This is a genomic window from Pseudoalteromonas sp. MMG006 (assembly GCF_018101025.1).
Classification (GTDB): Bacteria; Pseudomonadota; Gammaproteobacteria; order Enterobacterales; family Alteromonadaceae; genus Pseudoalteromonas.
In genome coordinates, this window is record NZ_JAGJEJ010000004.1 from 160,258 (window position 1) to 183,724 (window position 23,467).

General features: G+C 38.9%; 26 protein-coding genes. 6 read left to right on the forward strand and 20 right to left on the reverse strand.

The genetic code is table 11. The annotated features are described in order from the left end of the window. Window positions 1-100 precede the first annotated feature (100 nt). The gene (locus tag J8L73_RS06435) at window positions 101-265 is read left to right on the forward strand and encodes a hypothetical protein (RefSeq protein ID WP_211001163.1); all 165 of its coding nucleotides are present in this window, start codon (window positions 101-103) and stop codon (window positions 263-265) included. Window positions 266-277: 12 nt separating this feature from the next. Here the strand turns inward: J8L73_RS06435 and J8L73_RS06440 are convergent, their stop codons facing one another. Both J8L73_RS06440 and J8L73_RS06445 read right to left on the reverse strand, forming a co-directional pair. Next, a complete protein-coding gene (locus J8L73_RS06440) occupies window positions 278-1,267 on the reverse strand; it encodes an LLM class flavin-dependent oxidoreductase (protein ID WP_211015541.1) in 990 nt (329 codons plus the stop codon). 140 nt (window positions 1,268-1,407) lie between these two features. Then, window positions 1,408-2,151, reverse strand: coding sequence for a siderophore-interacting protein (locus tag J8L73_RS06445; protein ID WP_211015543.1), 744 nt, complete (start codon window positions 2,149-2,151; stop codon window positions 1,408-1,410). A gap of 125 nt (window positions 2,152-2,276) precedes the next feature. Between J8L73_RS06445 and J8L73_RS06450 the strand changes: the two genes are divergently transcribed. The 3 genes from J8L73_RS06450 to J8L73_RS06460 all read left to right on the forward strand — a co-directional run bounded on the left by J8L73_RS06450 (window position 2,277) and on the right by J8L73_RS06460 (window position 4,440). Continuing rightward, window positions 2,277-2,696, forward strand: coding sequence for a MarR family winged helix-turn-helix transcriptional regulator (locus J8L73_RS06450; protein WP_211001160.1), 420 nt, complete (start codon window positions 2,277-2,279; stop codon window positions 2,694-2,696). An 80-nt stretch (window positions 2,697-2,776) separates the two neighbouring features. Then, a complete protein-coding gene (locus J8L73_RS06455) occupies window positions 2,777-3,190 on the forward strand; it encodes a S24 family peptidase (protein ID WP_138683032.1) in 414 nt (137 codons plus the stop codon). Beyond that, window positions 3,178-4,440, forward strand: coding sequence for a Y-family DNA polymerase (locus J8L73_RS06460; protein WP_211015545.1), 1,263 nt, complete (start codon window positions 3,178-3,180; stop codon window positions 4,438-4,440). The genes J8L73_RS06455 and J8L73_RS06460 overlap by 13 nt, the downstream gene beginning before the upstream one ends. Window positions 4,441-4,474: 34 nt before the next feature. Here J8L73_RS06460 and J8L73_RS06465 read toward each other — a convergent pair whose 3' ends face one another. From J8L73_RS06465 to J8L73_RS06485, 5 genes are all read right to left on the reverse strand, one after another. Then, complete coding sequence (locus J8L73_RS06465) at window positions 4,475-4,930, reverse strand: hypothetical protein (protein ID WP_211015547.1); 456 nt, start codon at window positions 4,928-4,930, stop codon at window positions 4,475-4,477. 275 nt (window positions 4,931-5,205) lie between these two features. Then, the gene (locus tag J8L73_RS06470) at window positions 5,206-5,721 is read right to left on the reverse strand and encodes a DUF4240 domain-containing protein (protein WP_211015549.1); all 516 of its coding nucleotides are present in this window, start codon (window positions 5,719-5,721) and stop codon (window positions 5,206-5,208) included. Next, window positions 5,721-5,912, reverse strand: coding sequence for a YwbE family protein (locus J8L73_RS06475; protein ID WP_211015551.1), 192 nt, complete (start codon window positions 5,910-5,912; stop codon window positions 5,721-5,723). Before J8L73_RS06475 ends, J8L73_RS06470 begins: the two co-directional genes overlap by 1 nt. A 58-nt stretch (window positions 5,913-5,970) precedes the next feature. Next, window positions 5,971-6,252 carry a hypothetical protein gene (locus J8L73_RS06480; protein WP_211015552.1) on the reverse strand — a complete coding sequence of 94 codons (282 nt, stop codon included), beginning with the start codon at window positions 6,250-6,252 and terminating at the stop codon, window positions 5,971-5,973. A gap of 3 nt (window positions 6,253-6,255) precedes the next feature. Further along, window positions 6,256-6,468: a hypothetical protein gene (locus J8L73_RS06485; protein ID WP_211015554.1), complete on the reverse strand. Its 213-nt coding sequence runs from the start codon at window positions 6,466-6,468 to the stop codon at window positions 6,256-6,258. A 223-nt stretch (window positions 6,469-6,691) separates the two neighbouring features. On the opposite strand from J8L73_RS06485, the gene J8L73_RS06490 reads away from it, so the two are divergent. After that, complete coding sequence (locus tag J8L73_RS06490; RefSeq protein ID WP_211001154.1) at window positions 6,692-7,501, forward strand: ion transporter; 810 nt, start codon at window positions 6,692-6,694, stop codon at window positions 7,499-7,501. Window positions 7,502-7,617: 116 nt separating this feature from the next. Here J8L73_RS06490 and J8L73_RS06495 read toward each other — a convergent pair whose 3' ends face one another. Together J8L73_RS06495 and asd are read right to left on the reverse strand one after the other, a co-directional pair. After that, window positions 7,618-8,724 carry a DUF748 domain-containing protein gene (locus tag J8L73_RS06495; RefSeq protein ID WP_211015556.1) on the reverse strand — a complete coding sequence of 369 codons (1,107 nt, stop codon included), beginning with the start codon at window positions 8,722-8,724 and terminating at the stop codon, window positions 7,618-7,620. A 273-nt stretch (window positions 8,725-8,997) separates the two neighbouring features. Then, complete coding sequence (gene asd / locus J8L73_RS06500) at window positions 8,998-10,137, reverse strand: aspartate-semialdehyde dehydrogenase (RefSeq protein WP_211015558.1); 1,140 nt, start codon at window positions 10,135-10,137, stop codon at window positions 8,998-9,000. A gap of 262 nt (window positions 10,138-10,399) precedes the next feature. Here asd and J8L73_RS06505 point away from each other — a divergent pair, with 262 nt between their 5' ends. Beyond that, a complete protein-coding gene (locus J8L73_RS06505) occupies window positions 10,400-10,819 on the forward strand; it encodes a hypothetical protein (RefSeq protein ID WP_211015560.1) in 420 nt (139 codons plus the stop codon). A gap of 52 nt (window positions 10,820-10,871) precedes the next feature. Here the strand turns inward: J8L73_RS06505 and J8L73_RS06510 are convergent, their stop codons facing one another. From J8L73_RS06510 to J8L73_RS06560, 11 genes are all read right to left on the reverse strand, one after another. Next, on the reverse strand, window positions 10,872-11,219 hold the full coding sequence (locus J8L73_RS06510; RefSeq protein WP_211015562.1) for a hypothetical protein: 348 nt from the start codon (window positions 11,217-11,219) through the stop codon (window positions 10,872-10,874). Between the two features lie 245 nt (window positions 11,220-11,464). Further along, window positions 11,465-14,188: a TonB-dependent receptor gene (locus tag J8L73_RS06515; protein WP_211015564.1), complete on the reverse strand. Its 2,724-nt coding sequence runs from the start codon at window positions 14,186-14,188 to the stop codon at window positions 11,465-11,467. Between the two features lie 72 nt (window positions 14,189-14,260). Next, window positions 14,261-15,865, reverse strand: coding sequence for a hypothetical protein (locus tag J8L73_RS06520; RefSeq protein ID WP_211015566.1), 1,605 nt, complete (start codon window positions 15,863-15,865; stop codon window positions 14,261-14,263). Window positions 15,866-16,161: 296 nt separating this feature from the next. Continuing rightward, window positions 16,162-17,484, reverse strand: coding sequence for a CDC27 family protein (locus tag J8L73_RS06525; RefSeq protein ID WP_211015567.1), 1,323 nt, complete (start codon window positions 17,482-17,484; stop codon window positions 16,162-16,164). Window positions 17,485-17,529: 45 nt separating this feature from the next. Beyond that, on the reverse strand, window positions 17,530-18,135 hold the full coding sequence (locus tag J8L73_RS06530) for an energy transducer TonB (protein ID WP_211015662.1): 606 nt from the start codon (window positions 18,133-18,135) through the stop codon (window positions 17,530-17,532). Between the two features lie 12 nt (window positions 18,136-18,147). Next, window positions 18,148-18,561, reverse strand: a complete 414-nt coding sequence (locus J8L73_RS06535) for a biopolymer transporter ExbD (RefSeq protein WP_058550327.1) — start codon at window positions 18,559-18,561, stop codon at window positions 18,148-18,150. 53 nt (window positions 18,562-18,614) lie between these two features. Further along, complete coding sequence (locus J8L73_RS06540; RefSeq protein ID WP_211001146.1) at window positions 18,615-19,142, reverse strand: MotA/TolQ/ExbB proton channel family protein; 528 nt, start codon at window positions 19,140-19,142, stop codon at window positions 18,615-18,617. A 3-nt stretch (window positions 19,143-19,145) separates the two neighbouring features. Then, window positions 19,146-20,513: a MotA/TolQ/ExbB proton channel family protein gene (locus tag J8L73_RS06545; protein WP_211015569.1), complete on the reverse strand. Its 1,368-nt coding sequence runs from the start codon at window positions 20,511-20,513 to the stop codon at window positions 19,146-19,148. 10 nt (window positions 20,514-20,523) lie between these two features. After that, on the reverse strand, window positions 20,524-21,276 hold the full coding sequence (locus tag J8L73_RS06550) for a DUF3450 domain-containing protein (protein ID WP_211015571.1): 753 nt from the start codon (window positions 21,274-21,276) through the stop codon (window positions 20,524-20,526). A gap of 251 nt (window positions 21,277-21,527) precedes the next feature. Then, the gene (locus J8L73_RS06555) at window positions 21,528-22,154 is read right to left on the reverse strand and encodes a DsbA family protein (RefSeq protein ID WP_211015573.1); all 627 of its coding nucleotides are present in this window, start codon (window positions 22,152-22,154) and stop codon (window positions 21,528-21,530) included. A gap of 2 nt (window positions 22,155-22,156) precedes the next feature. Further along, the gene (locus tag J8L73_RS06560; protein WP_211015575.1) at window positions 22,157-23,251 is read right to left on the reverse strand and encodes a GGDEF domain-containing protein; all 1,095 of its coding nucleotides are present in this window, start codon (window positions 23,249-23,251) and stop codon (window positions 22,157-22,159) included. Window positions 23,252-23,467: the final 216 nt, after the last annotated feature.

A 23,467-nucleotide genomic window follows, 5' to 3' on the forward strand; every position in this document is an offset into this window, starting at 1 on the left:
TAATGATGTTTTTGTTTATACGGTCATTATAAAAAATTAAAGTGATATCTTAAAATTGATTGTTTAAATCAGTTTGATTGAAAAAACAGAACGGTATTAAATGCAAAAGTTGCCGCTAAAAATTGGCACAACACTTCACACTAACTATTTAAATACCGAAAACAACTTAATAGAGACACCACTAAAAGTTAATAAAATAGGTATAAAACAACTAACTTTTGATGATGTCTGCATACTAACAAGCCTTGGGTGTACGCTTGCTTAACTAAATAACCAATTAATGTTTTATTTCCATTAAAATTTCTAGTGCGCGGTGGCGTTTTTCACTATCGTATACGTCGTTTGTAAATATAAACTCATCCACTTCAAGCTCTTTAGCTATCATTTCTAGCTTGTGTTTTATACTTACGTGCCCGCCTACCACGCTTAAGCTTAAAAAGTTTTCTACATGGGCGCGCTCTTGTTCGCTCCATAAACCTTCCATGGTATCTACCGGTGGCTTTAACCACAGCTCTTTACCACGTATTAGTTCAAGTACCCGTTGCTTTGAGGTGGTAGATAAGTATTGGGCTTCTTCGTCAGTTTCTGCTGCCACCAGCGGTAAAGCAAGCATTACATAGGGTTTATCGAGTACGTTTGAGGCTTTAAATTCACGTTTATACAGTGCTATTGCATCATGTACAAAACGCGGTGCAAAGTGCCCTGCAAATACATAAGGTAGTCCTTTTTGCGCGGCCAACTGAGCGCTAAATAAACTTGAACCTAATAACCAAAGTGGTACGTTTGTATCCTCCCCCGGAATAGCACGTACTGGGTGAATACCATTGTATGGCCCTAATAATGTTTGTAGCTCTGTTACTTCACCAGGAAAGTTTTCAGCTCGGCTCATATCGTTATTAAGTGCACGGCTAGTAACGGGATCACTACCGGGTGCACGGCCAAGGCCTAAATCTATTCGCCCGGGGTATAAGCTTTCAAGCGTACCAAATTGCTCAGCCACAACTAATGGTGAATGGTTTGGTAGCATTATTCCGCCAGAGCCAACACGTATACGCTGAGTTTTACCTGCAATATGCCCTACTAATATTGAAGTAGCAGCACAAATTATACCGGGCATATTATGGTGCTCGGCCAGCCAAAAGCGGTTAAAGCCTAACTGGTCAGCGCGCTGGGCGTATTTGGAAGTTTTATTGAGCGTATGAGAAACGCTTTCCCCTTTGATCATGGGGGCAAGCTCTAATAACGAAAAAGGAATGGAAGATAACAAAATAGCAGCTCCTAAAAATGCATACTAATAATGGGTTCATTATCAGCATAAAACACTTAAGTGGGACTGCTATTAAATCAATTCAAGTTAAGGGTAAGCATAAAAGCAAAATAGGTATATGTTATTTTGCTCTAAGGTATTCAAGCAAGCTCAGCATTTTGTTGGCGCTGCTTTTTATAACCTTCAGAATCAACGCCTTTTTTCCAATAACCTGATGACACTATATTACAGCGCGGTATATTAAAGTGCTCACTAAACACGGCTTTAGCTTTACGTATTAAACCGGCCTCTAGCGCCATAAACACAATAGGTGGCTGCTCTGTTAGCTCAATAGCTTTAATTGCATTGAGCATTGCTTCATCGGCGTTATTGGTAATTATCCAATTAATGTTGCGTGTGGTGTCTAAATCAATAATGTCTTGCTCTGTTGGGGCATGTATAAACGCATCAATTTTTGAAAATACAGGGAGCGCTTTTACATAGCCTTTAATAGCGTTTACCGATGTTAAATCGCCAAGTAATACATAATGTGAATGCTGGTAGTTATCGAGCTTTTTAGGGCCTGGGCCTGCTATACCTAGCTCATCTCCTACTTGTGCAGTTTTAGCCCAATCAGTTGCTGGGCCTTGGTGCATATTAATTACAAAATCGAGTGTTAGTGCGCCGCTTTGCTCATTTACATGCTGTATTGTGTATGAGCGCATGCATGCCGTTTTTAAATTAAAATCGGCAACGCCATTTTGTGGAATAAGCACTTTTACATAATTACCAATGTGCGCACAGGTTATATCTGCAAAATCGTCTGAGCCTACAACAATGCGCTGTAAGTGCGGTGTAATTTGCTCTGTGCTTAATACTTTGGCTTTGCGAACTTGTTTACCCATTTAAAATCACCTCGTGTAACAAAATAGTTAACTGCTTTTTACAGCAAGCATTGCACAACGCCCCATTGGTTGATAAAATCAACTATATCAAACTAATTGACATTGTCAACCATATTGAGAATCCTATGAACACGCCTTTATCAAATACCTTGTTTGAGCTCATGCAAAATTACCGTGTAACAATCCGCGAGGCCATTAACGCAGGAGAGCTTGGTATTAACGCTATGCACGTACGCTGTATACATATAATTGCCGGTACAAGTAACTGCACAGCTAACGATATAGTTACTAAAACACAGCGCGATAAAGCACAAATAGCACGGTTAGTTAAAGATCTTATTGCGTTAAACCTTATTAATAAGCAAGCAAGCGAGCACGACAAACGTTGTTTTATTTTGTCGCTCACTGAGCAAGGCAATACATTGTTTGATAAGTTATTAGCGTCTGAGCAGCAAATAAATGATCAAATGTGCAAAAATTTAAACCCTCAGCAAATCAAAGACTTTTTAAATACGGCACAACAAATGATCAAAAACATGGATTGATCGTCTTTCATTTCTTGGCATAACTCATACAAAACGCATATACTGTACACTTATACAGTATATGCGTTTTAGGTTGTGTTATGTTTGTTATTCCCGTTTATATAGAAGCCGGTGTGTGTGGGTTTGAATCGCCCGCGGCGCAATATACCGAGCTAGGTGTTTCTCTTGATGAGCTATTAATAAAACACCCAGATGCCACATTTATTGGCATTGCATCGGGTAACTCTATGCAAGAGGTCGGTATTTTTGAAGGCGACCTACTTGTAGTAGACCGTGCAGAGCAAGCCGATAATGGCGATGTTATTGTTGCCAATTTAAATGGCCTGTTTGTTTGTAAGTTACTTGATAAAACCAATGCAAGGCTGCTGTCGGCATCGCCCTTACATAAGCCGGTACAACTCACCCCAGCCGATGAGTTTCAGTTAGAGGGCGTAGTAACACTTTCTGTACGCATGCATAGGCACACTCCAGAGCTTTTAAAATGTACGCCTTAGTGGATGCGGTTTCATTTTATGCAAGTGCCGAAAAAGTATTCGACCCTTCCATTCGATCCAAACCTGTTGTTGTACTTACTAATAACGATGGCTGTGTATGTGCTGTGTGCCCTATTGCTAGGCAGTTAAACATACCTAAATTTGGCCCTTACTTTAAAGTTAAGCATTTGCTTGAGCAAAACAACGTGGTTGTACGCTCAAGCAATTACGAGCTGTATGCCGATTTAAGCGCCAAAATGATGAACATAATTGGCCGCTTTTGCGACACACAATACATATACAGTATTGATGAGTCGTTTTTACACTTTAATGGCTACACGCCAGTGATTAAAAATTGGCACGAATACGGCCATGTAATAAGGCGCAACGTATGGCGAGAAGCAAAACTCCCCGTAGGCGTAGGTTTTGGCCCAACGCCTACCCTTGCCAAAGCGGCTAACCACGCAGCTAAAAAGCTAAGCGGGTTTGATGGTGTAGCCGTTATAGATAACGAGCAAAGCCGCCAAGCCATTTTACAAAGAATGAGCTGCGAAGATGTATGGGGTATAGGCAAGCGCCTAGCTAAAAAGCTTAAAATAATGAACATAAACACAGCATGGGAACTTGCACAGCAAAGTCCTAAAACAATGCGCCGTGCGTTTAGCGTGGTTGTAGAGCGTACCGTAAGTGAGCTTAACGGTGTAGCGTGTTTAACCTGGGACGATGTACGCCAAGATAAACGAGAAATTTATTCTACTCGTAGTTTTGGTGAGCGAATATACGAGCCTAGCGCATTAAAAACCGCCCTTATGAACCATGTTACTACGGTTGCCAGTAAATTACGGGCGCAGCGCTCACTAACAAAACAACTTTATATATTTGCCGCAAGCGGTAAACACGAAGACCGCTATTGTAAAAAGTCGTTTATGTATAAGTTTGCAACCCCCACTAACGATACCTGTGTAATGGCAAATGCAGTCTCTGAGGTGTTTAATACTATTTATCAGCCAGGGGTTCGGTTTTATAAGTGTGGCGTAGGCGCTTTAGAGCTTACCTCGGTGCAGTATCAGCAAAGCGATTTATTTAACCAAAGTGCCAATAACCCAAAATTAATGCAGTGCCTAGATACAATAAATAACCGGTACGGAAAAGGCATGCTAAGCCTTGCGAGCAGTAAATTAAACAACCGCTGGCACATGAACCGCGATTATTTATCGCCCCAGTACACGACTCGCTGGCACGATATTCCTAAAATTTACTGTTATGAATAAGCGCACTATTGCCTTTGTAAATTAAACGCTGTGTTTAATCGGCTTGCTTTTCAAAAGTGCATTGTACTTGAGGATCGTCAAGGGTGTATTTAACGGTGGTATTGCCAACAAATTCTATACTTTGCCTAATGGTTTTTTCGTTAACAGGATCAACACAGCGACTCATTCTTAGGCTGTTATCTACACCATCACTTTTGTACTTAAACGAACTGGTTACAAAGCAAAAGTCAGGTTTTTTAGTTGTACGTGTGCCGTTATGCAGGCTTTCAAATGCTATTTGCGAACCTAATTTAAAACCCGCATCGGGATACACTGGGTTTATTAAACTCAATTTACTATCAACACAAAGCGAAGAGCTTGCTGAAACCACCTTGTAATTGCCTAGCTTTGTTTTTAATAAAGGAATAAAACGGCTCTTATTACTTGGCGTAGCAAAAACAGAGGCGCTAATAAAAGTAAGAGAAACTAAAGCAAGTAGTAAGGTTTTCATTGAGTGAGTGTATCCTCGTGATAATAAATAGCGTATAGAACAACCAAATAGCAAGTTTTGCCTAGCTATCAACACGTTTTTCCAGCTTAAAAATACATCATTTAATTAAGCTAATGGTATAACTTTTATAACTATAACAGAGATTTAATCTAAAAGAAGATAAGTAGCGCTATATAGTATTGCAACGTAGTACGCTTATGTTTTACGAGGAATAAAACAAATCGGTTTATCTAAGCACTAAATAAACCGATTTTAGTAAAACAGTAAAGTGGAGTTTACTGCCAATATTTTTGAAATAACTGTGGGTAGCTTTGTTTTAAAAATTTAGGTTTGTCTTTAAAGCGCTTACCGGCTGGTTGCTCACCTGATGGAACAAACGGCAGCTCGTCATCGTTTCGTTCTTCATAGAGTAAACCCGCAATTAAATCGTACTCGTCAATATAGGGATAAGGTTGCTCGTTTAAATAATATACCGGTGAACACTGTGCTAATGAGTCGGCATTAGTTAAAGCATTGTTAAATACTGTTTGTCCGCGAGAGATAAGCCAGCATCTAAATTCGCTAAAACCATATTCGTCGTTGCAGCCAGCCATTACAAATGCAGCACCAAATAAATCCCAGGTAAAACATTTGCGCATGTTAATACCAAAAAACTTATCAAAGGCAATTAGCTGCTCGTCTGTTAAATCACTTAGCTTAGCTTTTAAATTATCGCTTACACTTTGTGGGTCAAGCCCTAAGTCAGGTGCGGTTACTAAATCCCAAAAGGCCTGCTCTGTTAATGCTGCCATTATAAAATCTCTTTTACTCGGCCGACTTGCCCGTCTTCTAAACGTACTTTTATGCCATGTGGGTGATTGGGTGATTTAGTTAATAACCGCTCAACCACACCCTCGGTTAAAGTGTTACTGCGTTGATCTTCTTTTAAAACAATATTTACTGTTGTGCCTGGGGTAATTTGCGAACGCGAAGGAACAGCCATCGTTTACATCCTAAAATAATTTTGCCAATTATAGCGCCCATACAAAGGCAAACCAATGTTAATCAACTAAAAACGATATTTGCTTGGTCGTTACCGGTAAATTAATTTTGCCAACCTCTGCTGTAATAATATCAACAATCTGATTTAAGTGAGTTTCGCTCTCGTGGTATGCCATGTCATCTTCAAAATAACACTTCACTTTTAATGACTTTGTTTCGTTTTTAAAATCAATTGTATGGGTTAAGTAGGCAAAACCTGGGTAAGCATGCTTAATGCTATCGCATGCAGTGGTAAGTGCTTGCCTAATTTGTTTATCGCGGAGTTTTTGTGTTTTGGTCATGGTTTACTTAGTTTGCTCGCTTTGATGCTTTTTATATTCTTCAAAGTTTTTATCTTGGTTTTCAAGGCATTCATAATACTCTTTATCGGCTTTGTAATTACATTCATCAAGGCGTGCCGATTGTATTTCGTGAAAACGCGCATCAGAGCTACAGCCGCCAAGGAGTGAGAGCCCTAAAACTATTAATGCACTTTTAGTAAACGTGCTAATTAGCATTGAAATTCCTTACACTGTTATTGTTTAAAGTATTTTATGTATCAAAAAATAAGACCTTCAATAATCAAATTTGTTCTATTTAAAGCAAGTTATAATATAAATAACGAATAGCGTGATTAAATAGCAAACATCTAATGTAAATTTAATAACGAAAGATAAACACACCAACAATAATATTGTATATTAGCGCCATAAAACCTTACTTTGCATAGGATTCATAATTATGATGTCGCAGTTACAAAAGTTGTTTCAGCGTATAGACAAAAGCAAGATATTTCAATCGTTTGTTATTGCTGTTATTGTTGTTTCTGCCCTTACCGTCGGTGCTCACACTTACTCACTTCACCCAACTGTAGAATTTGCCCTTAACTGGATGGATGTAGGGATCACCGCATTCTTTTTAGTTGAGTTAATTATTCGCTTTATAGCAAGTAAAGGAATAAAAGACTTTTTCTCGAAGGGATGGAATATATTCGATACCATAATTGTACTAGGTAGCTTATACCCTGCAGCTGGTTCGGCTGTATTGCTTGCAAGGTTACTGCGTATATTTAGGGTGCTGCGTTTAGTCTCTATGATCCCCGAGCTGCGTTTATTAGTTAATTCCTTGCTGAAAGCTATTCCGCAAATGGGCTATATAGCCCTGCTAATGTTTGTAATATTTTATATTTACGCCGCCATGGGCAGCATGATGTTTGCCGATATTAACCCCGTGCTTTGGAAAGATGTGTCAATTTCAATGTTGACGCTATTTAGAATAGCAACCTTTGAAGATTGGACCGACATAATGTACGAGACCATGGCAGTTTACGAGCTGAGCTGGATTTTTTACCTCACGTTTATATTTTTAACTGCATTTGTGTTTTTAAATATGATGGTGGGCGCTATTTTAGAGGTTATGGGGGAAGAGCATCGCAATGCGCGAGAAGAGCTTGCAGATAATAATTCACTACCTGCAACTCAAGGGCAAGTAAATGCACTACAAACGCAAATTGCTGAACTAAAAACCCTGATAGAAAAAAATAACAAATAAGTTAAAAGGCGCTTTTATGTTAGGGTAAAAGCGCCAAACAATAGCAACATGTTTAATAATAGTTCTGCAGTAAACCCTATCAGTAACAAGCATAAACTCTGACTGTACTTAACTTGCTACTCTTGTTTTGCATCTTCAAACGTAATGACATTATCTACTTGCATGTTAAACGCATCAAAAAAAGCATTTTTTAAAACAGATACAACGGCCTGGAAAGTAGAAATATCTGTATTATCCAATTCGCCCTCTATAGGCACTCTTGCAGCAACTAACTTAGAATCATCGTTTTCAAGAATTGAGCTGAGTAAATCAATACTGCCTTCAAAAATTGCGGTAAATAAACCATCGTCGTCTTTTTCAATGTCTTCCCGCCATGAAAATACACTAAGGTTTTGAACCCCCGCTTTAACATAACCCTCAAGTTTATTATTGCTAGCTGCTAACTCCATAGCGCCATCTATACCACCAGCTTCTATATCAAATGGGGTATAAACCTGAAATACGGTTTCAAGGTTTTTAACTGAAAAACGCTGAACCTCAGCATTAAAATCAAAATTTGCTTTTTTACTAAAAGGATCAAGCTTTCCATTGAGTGAAAGCGCAGCCTCTCCCATTAATTTACCTCTTACATTTAAGCTAGTAACAAGCGTTTTAGAAAGGTTTTGTGCATTTGTTATATTTCTAATGTAAGCATTAATATCAGATATATACGTAGGCTTAGTGCCGCTCTGTGTTGAATTAATCAACGTAACTTTGCCATTTTCGATACTTAATGTATCAATTGAAAAAAGGACTAAGTTATTAGCCAAACCTACCCATGTTGTTTCATCTTTTACCTGCTGGTTTTGCTCTTGAGTGCTTGGCTCTTTGTCATAAATAACTATTTCAGGACTTTTAAAAGCCATATTCGTCACAAGGTTACCTTTGAATAAAGCTGACCACGCAAGTGAAAAATCAAGTGTCTGTATTGCCAATAAAGGCTTAGGTGCAGAGGTTGCATTGGTGGCGTAAATTTCTACATTATCAATTGCGTAAGCGCCGCGATATAAATGTAGATCAACATCTCCTACGTGCCCTGTTATTCCTTCAGTGTTTTTAATTTGCTCGTTAACATAATATTGCACAACATAAGGCGCAGCTATTCGCGCGGTAATAAGTATCAGTAGAGTGACAATTGCCGTTGAAAACCATTTATTACGCGAGTGTTTAAAAGTGAAATACATGTAATATCCTTATATAAGTAAAATATTACTAATATGCGTGTAATAACTACCTACAGTTAGCCGTTAATGAGTAAAAATATAAGTTAAAGCTAACAGAGCAAAAGCTATACCACTTAAATAACAGCTTATCAGGGAATAAGAATAGGTCAGACGAAGTGCAATAATTAATAAAATGACGAATACAATAACAATGTGTTCTAGATATGATGTTATGCACGCCATTAAAAAAGCCAGCAAAGGTGCTGGCTTTAAATAAGAGTATTAATTTAGGCGTTATTCACCGTCTACAATAATGCGAAGCATACGTCGAAGTGGTTCAGCAGCGCCCCATAAGAGCTGATCGCCCACGGTAAATGCGCTAATGTATTTAGGGCCCATAGCGAGTTTACGAATACGACCAACAGGAATACTTAAAGTACCCGTTACTTTAACTGGGGTTAAGTCAGTAGCACTAATATCGCGCTCATTTGGAATCACTTTAACCCATTCGTTATGTGAGGCTAGTATTTCTTCAATTTTTTCTACGCTAATGTCTTCACGTAATTTAATGGTCATCGCTTGGCTATGACAACGCATAGCACCAATGCGTACGCATAAACCATCAATGGGTACCGGTTGTTTAGAAGATCCTAAAATTTTGTTCGCTTCAACCTGGGCTTTCCACTCTTCTTTAGACTGGCCACTTGGCATAGGTACGTCAATCCACGGAATTAAGCTGCCAGCAAGCGGCACGCCAAATTGGTCTTGTGGTAAATCGCTTGAAGCCATTTTTTCGCTCACTATTTTATCAATTTCTAAAATAGCTGAACTTGGATTATCTAGTTGCTCGGCAACGCTTGAATGAATAGCGCCCATTTGTGCAATAAGCTCTTTCATATTACGTGCGCCCGCACCCGACGCTGCTTGGTAAGTCATTGGGCTTACCCATTCAATTAGGTCTTGCTCAAACAAGCCACCTAAAGCAAGTAACATTAACGATACGGTACAGTTACCGCCTACAAAGGTTTTAACGCCTTGCGCTAAACCTTGTTCAATGACATCTTTGTTTACAGGGTCAAGAACAATAATGCTGTCATCAACCATACGAAGTGCAGATGCCGCATCAATCCAATAACCATCCCAACCTGACTCACGTAATTTTGGGTAAACCGCTTTGGTGTAATCACCACCTTGACAGGTAACAATAATATCCATTTTAGCAAGTTCATTAACATCACTTGCATCTAATAACGGTTTTGCGTCGCCCGCAATATCAGGGCCGAGTTGCCCTGCTTGTGAGGTAGTGAAAAAGGTGGTGTCGATGTTTGCAAAATCACTTTGCTGCTGCATACGTTCTAATAACACAGAGCCTACCATGCCACGCCAACCGACTAATCCTACTTTTTTCATTGCTTTATCCACTGTTTTGTTCATAAAAGATGCCTTAATACATTAAAAATTAAATTCATTGCGTGAGATTCAATTTTCAAGTTAACAAACTAACACTGCTAGACGGCTAAAACTAGTGAATAAAACAGAACTTAAAAATTTTTCATACTGTAAGGGCATGTAACAAAAAGTAGATAAATTAAACATTAATAAAAGCGTCACCCTGTTGAAACCTAAACTGACCAAGCTTAGTAGGAACATTAAATACAGACATTTATTAAATTTTATATTAACCAAAGGAAAAATAATGAAAACATTCACTTTCGCTCTACTTGCTTTAAGTTCAATATCGATTAATGTATTTGCAAACACAACAATTTCAGCAAACGAAATGACACTAAATAAAGATGAACAGGTAACCTTTACCCGTGCTGAAGTTGGTATAGAAGAACGACAAGGCGTCTTAGTTAATACTGCCACAACCTATTACAGCCCAAAAGTGTGGATAAATGGTAACTTAAAGCCATTTTTCGTAGGCTCTACAAATGGAAATCAATTTTGCGAAGAACGTGGTCATAACCAAGAAATCTCTGGAAGTACAATTACTTGTGGGGAAGATGAAAGCGCTTATGGTAACTTCGATTGGTATAACCAATTATGGACAATGAAAAGCACCGGTAGTAAAAACCAATGCTATCAACTTTATGCAACTATAAAGTGTCAGTAGTATATTCAATTGTAGCCCTATACTAATATGGGGCTACAAACAATTTAGACCATTAGATGCGATGAACTGATCCTATATAGTCAGTAATGCTATCACTACAACTGCGCGCATCATCACCATTAAACTCCTCAAGTATATAAATTTTTACAGGCGTTTCTAAACCTTTTGCTTCAACAAGCTTTTCTAAGATCTGGCCAAATTGAGTGTCTTGGTAAGCTAAAGTTAACTTGTCATTAGCCATGTGAGTAATACTATTAGTTGTTTTTACAATTACCTGAGAATGATTTAGCTGGATATCATCGACAATAACAGAACATGATCTTGCAGCAAGAGCATCATTCGCAAAACTAAAAGAACCAACTATAACAACTGAGCTAATAACCTTTCTTATTAAATTCATGGATATTATTCCTTTTAAAATAAAATTATAAAACTTAATTACAGCCTGTTAAATGTAAACAACCATTATGTTTTCTTTATTAAAGAAACATTAAGGTTAAATGATTTAGAGAGTATGTGTATGAGGTGAATAATGATTAAGTTAAGGTAAATATTAAACTACAACTACGTCTAAAACTGAGCTAGTAAAAAGCCCTACATATAGCAGGGCTAGGTTGTAATGGCTTATTTTAGTCGTTCGAGGCTTTAGAACTCGTAGCTAAAGCTGACGCTCAATTCTCTAGGCGTTTCTTGAGAACGAATTAACACATCATTTTGTTCTACTTCAAAGTTTTGTCCCAACATATTTTTCACTTTAAGTGTTAATGTGGTATTAAACGTTGGGTAATAACTATAAACCATGTCTAACGAGTTCAAAGGCTGTTCGTAAGCGTCATCAAAATTGTTAACACCCGCAGCTAAAATACGGTCACCAAATACGTTATAAATAACTGAAGCTTGATGCATGCCATCATGCGAATCGTAATTCAATTGTAAGTTGGCAACATACTTTGAGTGGCCAGTCATACGGCGCTTTAGATTAGTAAGGTCGGCGCGCTGCTCTTGTGCAATTTCCACTTCTGAATCACTAACCGTTAAATTACCAGAAGTAAAAAAAGCCCCCCCTAATAAATCACTATGCAACTCAGTTAACCACTCAGCTTCTATACCATAAACATAGGCTGTATCTGCATTGTCAAACTGCAGAGTGAAACGGCCATCACTCTCGGTTAATAATGCTTCGATTGGGTTATCTATATCTTTATAAAATGCGCCAACTGAGTAGTTATCACCATTGTCCATATAAAACTCGATACGTGCATCGAAGTTATCTAGGTAACTAGATTCTAAGAATGGATTACCAAGCGTTCGATAACCAGTCAACGGATCTTGGAATTGAACAGGGCTTAGCTCACGTAAATCAGGACGCACAACCGTGCTACCATAGCCAAAACGCACTTGGTACGACTGCTGACTATATGTCATTGATAATGAAGTAAAATAATCATCTTCCATCACACTTGCTTGTTTTATCGCATCTGCACTTAATTTATCTGCCAATAAAGCAGGGTCGAATGCTGAGCGAGAAAAAGCAAGGGCAACTTGGCGGAAGTCCTCGTAACGCACACCACCACTTAAACGCCAATCTTGAGCAAAAGTGATATCAAAAGAGCCGTAATAGGCATCAATCATTTGCGCTGCTAAGTAATCATCGGCTGTAGGTTCTTGAAACAATAACTCTACATCCGTTGAATCAATAACAGCATCATTTGCAAAGAAACTACCAATTGACAGCGCTTCTTCTTCACTTTGTGCTAAATCTAAAGACTGTGTTTGGCTAAAGCGATAGTTAAAAAAGTCTGTGCGGTAATCACGCGTTTTTTCAACAAAATAACTGCCACCCGCGATTTCAACTTCAGCGTTATCAAAGTAAAAAACTTTGTTAACATTAACGCCCCAGTTTTCTACATCGTCTTCTAGCTCAACAAATCGATACAAATAAGGATTGCCGCCTAAGCTGCCATTATAAAAGGTACGCTGATATTCGCCATCAACGTACTCATCACGCACCGTTACTTCAAGCTCGCCAGGTATACTTGTTGTCGCTGTTGAATCAGTGTACTGCCAATCTACACCAACACCTTCAAGAAAACTCCACTCTAAATTGTGCATTCCACGAAGTTGAAGTATTTCAAGTTCCCGTTCCTCAAAAGAGGTTAAGTGGCTTCGCTGTAATTGCCCAGCATCAATGCTTAATGACTTTGAAGGCTCTTGGTAAAGTGCAACAGAAGCTTCATCTTCAGTATCTCGTAGCATCATATAAGTGGCTGTTAAATCATGGCCGCCAATTTTATAACCTAAATTTAGAGAGCTATTTAATTTTATATTATGCTTTGTTGATACTTCTTTCTCTGTGGCAGAGTAACAAGTAAAGTCGTCTTTTGAACATTCAGATTCAGATGCGTCAACAGATGAAAGTACTGCGCTAAATTTCTCTGCATTAGACCATTCATTTTCATAAGCAACTGATGCTAAAAAACCAAAAGAGCCATCCAAACCAAATAAGTTATCAAATCGGTCGCCATAAACAGCTTTAATGCCTGCATCAGGGTTTAAGCTTTCTTTTTCTAAGCCAAAATCTCTTGGTAGCGCTTTTGATAAACTTTTATTTAAGTCTATTGCAGCTGCTTGACCAATATCAGCTCCCTGAAGCCTTGACTCAACATCTCTTATATTTCTGTATGAGATATCAGACAAGCCATTGATATAGGTATTTAGCGCCGTTTTAACGGCTCCTGGTAATGCGCGTGTACCATCGTCTTTACCTAACCAGTCATCACTGCCGCCACTGTATGTATAACCTTCATCGTTTGTATCTTTATAGCTAGCACCAATCTCAACTTTAAATAAAGTATCACTTGGAATACTTTTCGTCCTGATATTAACGTCACCACCACCAAAAGCCGCAGGCATATTAGGCGAGTAAGCTTTTTGAACAGCTAGAGATTCAATAATACTTGATGGGAAAATATCAAGTGGAATTACATTTCGAGTCAGATCTGGGCTTGGAACAACCGCGCCATTTAAACGCACGCTTGAGTAACGCTCACCTAAACCGCGTACATAAATAAACTTATCGTTAACTAACGATAAGCCTGTAACACGGCGAAGTGCAGAAGCGGCATCGCTATCACCCGTTCTAGATATTTGCTCTGAACCCATTATATCAGCAACAAATGCCTGATTTTTACGTTCATCAATTACGGCACTCGCACTGCCTTTGAGGCGTGTACCTGTTGCAACAACTTCTTCTATCGCGTCTTCATTGATTATTTCTTGTGCCTGTTCAGCGAAAGAATTAAATGAAGAAAAAAGGGAGAGCAGAGATAACGTTATTAGATTAGTTTTAAACTGCTTTTGATGTTTCATATTTATATCCTCTAAACCTAAAATTCCCTTAAAAAAGGCGCCATAGCGCCTTATAATTAGAGCCGGTCTAGATTAATTACTAGCGCGTTGTAAAGATGCAGCTACAAAATCAGCCCATTCACTTGATTCACCTTCTTTAAGTGCACCAATATAACCTGCGTTAGTAAAGAAAGAGTCAACTTCACTCATGTCTTTCGCTGTTGTAGCTACCGCAGTACCTTGTGAGTCTGTAATGGTTGCTGCTGTTGATACACCATCAGCACCAAGTACATTTTCAAAATCAGCAAAACCAATCAGCTGGTTATTTTCGCCACCAGTAAACCAGGTATTTATATCAAAACTTGCTAACGCACCGGTTAAAGGAGTGTTTACGTCTTCAAAATTCTTACCACACGCAAATATTGAACTCATAAATGCGATATCGCCGTTGTTTGCATTGGCATGCACACCAGCATCTCCTGATTTATCTTTTTCATTATATAAATCAAAACAGCCAGCACCATCTACAGATGATGAGTTTACAAACAACATATTAGCTAATTGCGCTTTGCCCCATTCTTTCATTTCCATACCGGCACCAGTACGACGCCCTTCAGCACCTTGATCACCAGTAGTAACAACGGTTGCATTAGCAATAGTTGGGTTAGAAACAGTCGTTACTAAATCTTGTGCGTCTGCAGATAATGGATCAACTTTTGCGCCATCTGTTTCAAAGCCATGATTTCCATATTCATTTGAACGTACAAGAATGTACTGTCCGTAGCCTTTCCAACCCTCATCCCAGTCAATACCGTCATCACCAGTATCAGTAACAACAATGTGTTTAAGATTCACGCTTCCACCAAAAAGCTCTATCCCATCATCAAAGCCATTATGTACATGAACATAATCAATTGTTGTACCTGAACCAACAGCATTTAGTGTCAAACCATTTAGCTCATCACCTTCAACACCAAAACCTGCATACTTAATAACAATATGCTTTAGAATACCACTACTATCTTGCGGGTCATTACCACCGTAATAAGATACAATGCCTTCGGCTGAGTGGTTACACATGTCTTGTGCCGCTGCTGTCGCTGTACAACGAATTGAATGGCCACGTCCATTTACCTGAACACCACCCCAATCCCCAATTTGAGCGGTTGTTGAATCATCACCATCAACTTCTTTGATACTTGTGAAAATAATTGGCTTATCTACTTCACCAATTGCTTCAATATTTGCACCACGAGCAATACGAATAAAACTCTCTGGCTTAGTAAACGCAATGGTAGCGCCTGCTTCAATAGATAACGTTGGGCCATTAACATCAATAGTAGCACCAGTAGATGTGTCTACATCGTCACCAATAAATAAAGCACCTTCAAAAACATGGGCACCGCCATCGTCTAGCGCGGGGATAACAAAAGAGCTAGTAATTTCTTTTGCATTACTTGCAAATGCTTGGCTGTATAAACAGTTAATGCCCTCTGCTTCACCTGTAAATGTAGCTCCATCTAATGTGTATGTGGCACAACTTAATGTATCGCCGCCATTATCGTCATCTGGATTAGTCACTGAATTGTCTACACTGTTATCAACAGTCGTAGGTGTAACGTTAATATCACCACCACAACCAGCCAATGTTATTGCTGTAGCCACAAAGCTGATTTTGAATAAGTCAGATAATTTCATTGTTCACTCCGTTAAAGTATTTAATTATTTTTTAGGTGCTTAAATAAACTCAAGTCACCTTAAAACACTTAAACAATGCTTTAAGGTCACTTGAGTTTAGCTGCGGTAACAATACGGGAGACTTATGACAAAGCAGTTACAGTTTGATAACCATAAGATGACAATGGTAACTTATTAAAAATCAGACAATTGGGTACTTAAAGAGACGAAAAAAACCGCCCTAAGGCGGTTTTGGTGTTGCGATTATGAAATGGTTTTACACGCGTTACTTTTTAATGAGTAAAGCGCTTTAAAATTTACAATAAAGCTGTTTTGAGCGTTTCTGCATGCACTTTTTCACGCTTCACATATTTGATCCACTGCTGCGCTAAACGCTGAGATTTTTTATGTTTTTCTGCCTGCTCAAACGCTAAAATTGACGCATCAAAATTTTGCATGTTGTACTGAGCCATCCCCAGGGCAACAAATGCATTTGATTCAAAATCAAGACCGCCTTTATCAAGTGCTTTACGCGCAGCATCAGCGGCTTCTTCATATTGTTCTGTGTTAACAAACACTTCTGCTAAACGTTGATCATATTTACCGTGCTCTGATAAATCAGCCGCTTTTGCAAAGTAAATAATAGATTTTTCATCTTCTTTAGCTTGGATCATAGCTTCGGCTATAAAAGCGTAGTTTTTCGCTGTTTTTTCAGCAATACCCTTGTCAATAGCTTCACTCATAACAACTGCTGCTTTAAACGCTAAGCCATTGTATAAATAAACTTGAGCAAGCTGGCGTAAATCAGACTTAGAAGTTAAAAAACCTTGTTGGTAAGCTGATTCAATCACCGCTAACTGCTGTTTTTCTTTGCCTGTTTCGCCATACATTCCAGCTAGCTGAATCCAATACTCAGGCTTATTGTATAGCTTTACCATACGTTCAAGTACACCAACCACCTTATCTGTTTGATTAAGTGAGTAATACATTGCACGTTGTAACACCAGCCAGTTTTCTTTTGGGGTTTTACCTTCGCTGTCACTTAGTGAAATAACTTGAGTAATATACTCTAGCCCTTTTTGGTAATCTTTTAGCTGATAATACGTTTGTGCTCTTAATAAATAGTAACCTTCTGTTTTAGGTTTAGTATTTATTGCATCCCACTTATCTAAAAACGTAATTACCTTTTTATAATCACTATTGGCCATAGCCAATTGCGCCAAGCTAAATGTAGTACTTAAACGAAGAGACTCAGGAATAGCTTCTTCTGCAACTACTTTTTCAAACGAGGCAATCGCTTTAGGTAGGTCGTTTTCGTTATAATAAATAAAGCCGTAAAAGTTATGCATCATTGCAATTTCGTACGAGTTCATGCTTGAAGCTCGCTCTTCAATGCTATTAAGCGCTTCAAGGCCTGCTTTAACATCGCCATCATCAGCGAGTTTTTGCGCTCGAGCAAGCTGGCTATAAACCTTTTCACGCAGCGCGGGTACACGCTTTGTTTTTTGCTCTGCATGTGCAGTGGCTACGTTTAGCCCAGGCACTAGGCTTAGCGTACTTGGCACAACAATACTTGCACTCACTGCGGCAGTGCAAAATAACGTTATGTTTAAAAGTTTAGCTGTAGGGTGTAATTTCATAATCGCCTCGCATTTCTGTCCGTTGACTCATGGTTAATTACTAAATTAACCACTAATTTGGAAAGATATTTTGTTCTGAACACCGGCCACTTCAACGGCTTCACCGTTTACTACGCGCGGTTTATATTTAAATTTAAGGGCTGCATCCATTGCTGCTCTATCAAATAGTGACTCAGGAACGGCTTTTACAACCTGAGGCTCGCGCACCGTACCTTGCTTAGTCACTGTAAATTCAACAATTACATAGCCTTCAATACCACGAGATAGCGCACGACGCGGATACACAGGCGCTACTTTAACAATGGGTAAGTATTCACCGTCGCTTGTTTCAAGCGCTAAGCCGCCTGACAAATTCACATCGGCATCTACATTAGCGCCAAAGTCGAAATTATTTGCGTTTGCCGCTGCATCACTGCTTTGCATTTGTGGTGATTCCATTGGCGGCGGTGGCTCTTTTGGTGTGGGTGGCTTTTGCGGTTTACGTTCTTTTTTTTGTACTGTTTCTTCTTTTTTCAAACGTACAAAATCTAAAACGTTACCTTTTACTGGCTCCGACATAGCACCTTCACCACCGGTAATAAGTGCTTGCATGCCTAAAAACAGCATAAAGGTCACTACACCGGCTACAACTAATGCAACTAAATATCGCAACATAACTAACCCTTACGACGCATCTTGAGCAGCAATAGATACATCAAACGCACCTGCAGCGCGCGACGCATCCATTACTTTAATTAACATATCAGTGGTGGCTTTTTTATCGGCTTGAATAACCACGCTACCTTGTGGGTTTTCAGCTTTTAAGCGTTCAATATTCGCTTGCACTGCACGTACATCAATTTGGCGTTTATTAATCCAAATTTCACCTTTGTCTGAAATCGCAACTAAGATGTTTGCTCGCTCTTTTTTAACTGCTGTGGCTGCTTCTGGTCGATTTACATCAATACCGGCTTCTTTAACAAATGAGGCGGTAACGATGAAAAAAATAAGCATGATAAATACAACGTCTAACATTGGGGTCATATTAATTTCTTCTGCTTCATCTTCTTGTAATAGGTTTCCTAACGGGGCTCTCATTTTTATTCTCCTAATATAAGCGGCGCTATAGTTAGCCGCTTATCTATATATATTTAGTGATCTAAAACCATGCTGTCTTCAAGTAGTTCAACTTCGCGCTTAGCTCTGCGTTGTAAAAACGTAGAGGCAAATACACCCGAAAGTGCACCCACCATGCCTGCCATTGTTGGGATAGTAGCTTTAGAAACACCTGATGCCATTGAACGCGCACTACCAGTGCCTGTAATTGCCATTACATCAAACACTTCAATCATGCCAGTTACTGTGCCTAGTAAACCAAGGAGCGGACAAAGCGCAACCATTACGTTAATTAACGCAAGGTTTGTGTTTAAGCGCATACCCGCACGGGATATCATCGCCTGGCGTATTTGCTCTGCATTCCAGCTATTGCGCTCTGCTCGATTAGTCCAATCGTCCTTTACGCCGTGTTTATAACTACGAAAACCATTAAAAAAATAAATAAATCGCTCGAGTATCAATAACCACATCGCAAAGATTAACACCCCGATGACCAAGAGAACTTGGCCACCAGTGTCGAGAAAATCACGGATAGCATTGATTGAGTCAATCAATAGCACCATGGTTTATGCTCCCTTCTCACTTCGCTTGGCAATAATGCCTGCGCTTTGCTCTTGTATAGTAAGCAAAATGTTTTTAGCGCGAGTATTAAGTAAGGTGTATAAAAATACCGTAGGAATAGCTACAACCAAGCCAAGAACAGTTGTTACCAATGCCTGCGAAATACCACCAGCCATTAATTTAGGGTCACCGGTACCAAACAGCGTGATAGCTTGGAAGGTATTGATCATACCGGTTACGGTACCGAGTAAACCAAGTAGCGGCGCAACAACAGAGATGATTTTAATCAGTGTTAAATTACGCGTAACTTTTGGCATTTCACGTAAAATAGCTTCGCTTAGTTTAAGTTCTAGCGTGTCGTGGGCAACATCTGGAAATTGATCTTTTACTTTCATTACGCGGCCAAGCGGGTTGTCATCGCGTGCTACGTCATCTTTTAGTTGGCGACGAATTTTCCCACCCATAATCAATAATGAGAAAAAGCGCTCAAGAGATATAAGGAGTGCAATTACACCCACACCTAAAATAACGTAACCGACTGTACCACCTTGATGTACACGCTCTTGCGTATCGGGTGCTTGTACTAACAAGCCTAAAATTGAGCCGCCTGTTGGGTCAAGTGCAAACTGCACAACACCATCTTTAGTGTTTTGTAACTCATCTGCCGTGGCTGTAAAACGTGATACAGGTTGGCGTGTTAACTCACTCAATGTGTTAGTCGCTGGATTAAACTCTAGGTACTTACCGTTTGATACGAGGTTAAATGCACCAACACGCACCACTTCTTGCTGTGCTTTAGTGCCGCCTTCAACTATAACGCTTGCATTAAAACGACTTACTTTACCTTGCTCGGTCATTTCACGTTGTAGTTCAAACCACACTTTTTCAATATCTTCGATAGAGGCAAGCTTCGAGGTTGAACCCATTTTTTGAGCCAGCTCATCCATAAATGTACTACGTCCAGCAATCTCGGCTGATACCACGGAAGTTGCAAACTTATTGCTTGAATCCCCTGCTACTTGTTGAAGCACACCAAATAGCTCTTTAAGAGATCCCATACGTTTAGATAATGTATCGGTTAAATTAGCTAGCTTTACTTCATTTTCTTCAAACTGAGTTTCTAAACGTTCAGATTCGACAAGCATTTGATTGCGCTTTGCTTGTGTATTTTTAAGCATTTGTACTTGCTCATTTTGACGAGCTGCAAACTCTTGTTCACGTTGTTTATTTTGTACGCTTTGGGCTGACTTACCCTCTTCAAGAGTTTTTAATAGCGAATCTAAATTCATCGGCTCTGCCGCTACACATGTACCCGTAATGCTAATACTTGCAACAACAAGGGCCATTTTTGTCATTTGAGTAAACAGTTTCATTTTTAACCTCTTATTCTGCTGCGTGTACTGGCAGAGTTAACATATCTGGGGCAAGTTGCTTACGCGCAATGCGTAAACCTTTATTGATTTGGCTTATCGTAGAATCTGGCAAAGCAACAAACGACTTAGTGTCTGTATTCCAGCTACCTGCTTTTTTACCATCGCGAGTTAAGTAAATAAGCTCTAAGCGGCCAATGCGTAAAAAATCGACTTCACGCTCTTTACCGTCTATATCTAATAAAGAGGTGTAGGCTTCGATAGTGCGACCGTAATCAACTTCAACTTGGTAAGCTTCAAGTACACGGCGAAATTTTTCGCTTGAGTTGATGTCTGCACGGTTCATCATTTCACTTAAAGAGGTAATTCTTTTTGTGCGTTCGTCAGTTAAAAATGGCACATCAAGGGCTACAAATTGCTCAAGGCCTTCAATCATACGAAGCATAAGCGGGGTAATTTGACGTTCAATAATAGAGACTTGATCCATTGATAGGTTAAGTGATTCCATTTCTTCAATTTGGTTGTTTAACTGCTTAGTTAATTGCGCGTTATAAACCGCTAAACCGTCAATTTCTTTGTTAAGCGTTTTGAATTGTTGAAGACGTCCTTGCATTGAGTCTGCAATCTTGTCTATTTTTGTTTGTGATTGCGCAGCTGACTTATTTATTTCGCTGCTTTTATCGATAACCTTATCTAAATCGTTTGCGTGTACAGCAGCACTTGCAGCCACAATACCAGCTAAGATTAATGGTTTAACGCCTTTCATCGCATACACCTTTACTCGTTAATTAGCGGATTTGCTAGTTGGTTTTTTAGCTTTAATTGTTCAATGCAAACAATTTAAAGACTAAAGATTTTCAATGAGCGAAATTGTATAGATGAAAAATGACAGGCATGTTGCGCAAAAAAGTCGGTTTTATGACAACGGTAATAATGGCGACTTAATGAAGCAAAAGTGTAATGAGCAGTATAAAGAGGGAATGAGTGCTTTGTGACAAAACACTCATTTATAAAAAATTATTTTAAAAGCGCACTAATTTGATTAAAAGACTGCTGCCAATCGGTGTAATTAATCGCAATAGGAAAAGCGTTGTTATTGCTGATCAGTACTAAAGATGGAAAGCCTTGAATGGGTAAGCTATGCGCATAGGCAAGCTCTTTATTAAGCTCATCATTAATTTGATGTGATTGCAGTGCAATTGCAAACGCTTCTGCGTCAAGACCAATCTCATGTGCAAGTTCAATTAGCGTGCTTTCGTCAGACGGGTTTTGAGCATTGAGATAATAAGCATGTTGAATAGCAGCGACCATGTCGGCCTCTTTATTGGCTTTACGTGCAATAAGCGCAGCCCTGCATGCTGGATAGGTTGAACGCCTAGGCTCGCATTCTTGCCAAAAGGCATAATTAAATTGTGTACCTAACTGTGCAGCGATTTTACGCCATGTGTTTTGTAGCATATCTTGCATATTTTGTGGCATAGGCGCTTGGCTGTCCGGTGCTAAGCCCCCCACTTTGTACTCTATGGTTAGTATATCTTTAAAGTTATTTTCTAGTTCGCTTTTTAGCTTTAACCAGGTAGGTACAAAACCCCAACACCAACTACACATTGGGTCATGAACATATATGAGTTTACTTTGTGTCATAATTAACCTTTATTATGTGCTGATCTAACTTTATTGCGACCTTGCTCTTTCGCTAAATATAAAAATTCATCAGCTTTTTTTAATTCTTTTTCGTACTCAGCCACATTATTTACTTGTGCTACGCCTATACTACACGTTAATACGACCCTGGATTTAGTACTATTTAAAATAACATATTCACTCACATATTCTCTAAAGTCATCAGCTAATTTAGTGGCCTGTTGACTGCGCTCGTTTGGCAAAATCACTACAAATTCCTCACCACCATAACGCGCTTTAACCGCAGAGCTTGGAAACTGCGACTCTAGCAATTTTGTAAACTCAATTAAAACAGTATCACCAAAGTCATGGCCGTACGTGTCGTTCAACGCTTTAAAGTTATCTAAATCGAGTAACAAAATTGAAAAAGGCAAGTATTCGTGTGGATTTTCATCAACCAATTTTAAAAAATGTGAGGTTATAAAGCGCCTATTAGCACCACCGGTAAGCTGATCAGTATAAGCGTCTTGTGTTTGTTCAAGAGTAATACCCGCGATATTCATATGGCTTCTGTGCCTAAAATATTCACCAATAAATGAAAAAACAAACACTAAAGTAAAACCGGCTAAAAAACGTGACTTTTCAACATCACCATAACTAACTTGCCCAATATCGGGCCCATACAATATAAATGTACAGCAAAGCAATAAACATGATCCAAGCCATGTAGCATACTTAACACCTAAAGAAGCAAAACTAACAACGGGGTAAAACATAAGCCAATAAAGGGCTGTATTTTCATTTCCCCCTGTATAAGTAAGCGCCACGCACATAATAAAAACTATAAGCATGCTAATTAAAGCGACAACCTCTAGCTTACCCGTTTTTACAAAATAGACTGTGCTACAAATAATTGTAATATTAACTACAATTAACGAAACCGTTAGGATTGGCGAATATATCTTATAATTTAAAGCCACCAGTATCGTTAATACAACAATCGCAATAGCAATCATTGTAAATAACGAAAAAGCTTGCCGTTGCTTGTCAGAGCTATAAACGTTGTCGATGTTGATAAGGTTACGCCAACTTTGTGTACTAACACTTTTTTTAGGCATCAGTTGCACCGAAACGATTTACACTTAATTCTAAAAACCTTGTTCTGCTAGCCATATTTAATAGTTCTGAATAATCAAGCTGATAAAATTTAGCTGTGTAATTAACCATAACAAATTTAGTTATTAAAAAGCACGCAAAACAATAAAAAGCAAAGACTAACTTTTGCTGAAATACAGTAAGCAACACAATATTTACCTTGAAACATCGCTTTAAAG

What these genes read in the sequence shown, in the direction of transcription:
- J8L73_RS06545 (WP_211015569.1), bottom strand. Translation starts at nt 20,513, where the DNA reads ATGAAACTGTTTACTCAAATGACAAAAATGGCCCTTGTTGTTGCAAGT.
- J8L73_RS06495 (WP_211015556.1), bottom strand. Translation starts at nt 8,724, where the DNA reads ATGTATTTCACTTTTAAACACTCGCGTAATAAATGGTTTTCAACGGCA.
- J8L73_RS06475 (WP_211015551.1), bottom strand. Translation starts at nt 5,912, where the DNA reads ATGGCTGTTCCTTCGCGTTCGCAAATTACCCCAGGCACAACAGTAAAT.
- J8L73_RS06525 (WP_211015567.1), bottom strand. Translation starts at nt 17,484, where the DNA reads ATGAAATTACACCCTACAGCTAAACTTTTAAACATAACGTTATTTTGC.
- J8L73_RS06450 (WP_211001160.1), top strand. Translation starts at nt 2,277, where the DNA reads ATGAACACGCCTTTATCAAATACCTTGTTTGAGCTCATGCAAAATTAC.
- J8L73_RS06535 (WP_058550327.1), bottom strand. Translation starts at nt 18,561, where the DNA reads ATGAGAGCCCCGTTAGGAAACCTATTACAAGAAGATGAAGCAGAAGAA.
- J8L73_RS06490 (WP_211001154.1), top strand. Translation starts at nt 6,692, where the DNA reads ATGATGTCGCAGTTACAAAAGTTGTTTCAGCGTATAGACAAAAGCAAG.
- J8L73_RS06485 (WP_211015554.1), bottom strand. Translation starts at nt 6,468, where the DNA reads ATGCTAATTAGCACGTTTACTAAAAGTGCATTAATAGTTTTAGGGCTC.
- J8L73_RS06515 (WP_211015564.1), bottom strand. Translation starts at nt 14,188, where the DNA reads ATGAAACATCAAAAGCAGTTTAAAACTAATCTAATAACGTTATCTCTG.
- J8L73_RS06555 (WP_211015573.1), bottom strand. Translation starts at nt 22,154, where the DNA reads ATGACACAAAGTAAACTCATATATGTTCATGACCCAATGTGTAGTTGG.
- J8L73_RS06560 (WP_211015575.1), bottom strand. Translation starts at nt 23,251, where the DNA reads ATGCCTAAAAAAAGTGTTAGTACACAAAGTTGGCGTAACCTTATCAAC.
- J8L73_RS06540 (WP_211001146.1), bottom strand. Translation starts at nt 19,142, where the DNA reads ATGGTGCTATTGATTGACTCAATCAATGCTATCCGTGATTTTCTCGAC.
- J8L73_RS06445 (WP_211015543.1), bottom strand. Translation starts at nt 2,151, where the DNA reads ATGGGTAAACAAGTTCGCAAAGCCAAAGTATTAAGCACAGAGCAAATT.
- J8L73_RS06465 (WP_211015547.1), bottom strand. Translation starts at nt 4,930, where the DNA reads ATGAAAACCTTACTACTTGCTTTAGTTTCTCTTACTTTTATTAGCGCC.
- J8L73_RS06480 (WP_211015552.1), bottom strand. Translation starts at nt 6,252, where the DNA reads ATGACCAAAACACAAAAACTCCGCGATAAACAAATTAGGCAAGCACTT.
- J8L73_RS06510 (WP_211015562.1), bottom strand. Translation starts at nt 11,219, where the DNA reads ATGAATTTAATAAGAAAGGTTATTAGCTCAGTTGTTATAGTTGGTTCT.
- J8L73_RS06550 (WP_211015571.1), bottom strand. Translation starts at nt 21,276, where the DNA reads ATGAAAGGCGTTAAACCATTAATCTTAGCTGGTATTGTGGCTGCAAGT.
- J8L73_RS06460 (WP_211015545.1), top strand. Translation starts at nt 3,178, where the DNA reads ATGTACGCCTTAGTGGATGCGGTTTCATTTTATGCAAGTGCCGAAAAA.
- J8L73_RS06435 (WP_211001163.1), top strand. Translation starts at nt 101, where the DNA reads ATGCAAAAGTTGCCGCTAAAAATTGGCACAACACTTCACACTAACTAT.
- J8L73_RS06505 (WP_211015560.1), top strand. Translation starts at nt 10,400, where the DNA reads ATGAAAACATTCACTTTCGCTCTACTTGCTTTAAGTTCAATATCGATT.
- J8L73_RS06470 (WP_211015549.1), bottom strand. Translation starts at nt 5,721, where the DNA reads ATGGCAGCATTAACAGAGCAGGCCTTTTGGGATTTAGTAACCGCACCT.
- J8L73_RS06455 (WP_138683032.1), top strand. Translation starts at nt 2,777, where the DNA reads ATGTTTGTTATTCCCGTTTATATAGAAGCCGGTGTGTGTGGGTTTGAA.
- J8L73_RS06520 (WP_211015566.1), bottom strand. Translation starts at nt 15,865, where the DNA reads ATGAAATTATCTGACTTATTCAAAATCAGCTTTGTGGCTACAGCAATA.
- asd (WP_211015558.1), bottom strand. Translation starts at nt 10,137, where the DNA reads ATGAACAAAACAGTGGATAAAGCAATGAAAAAAGTAGGATTAGTCGGT.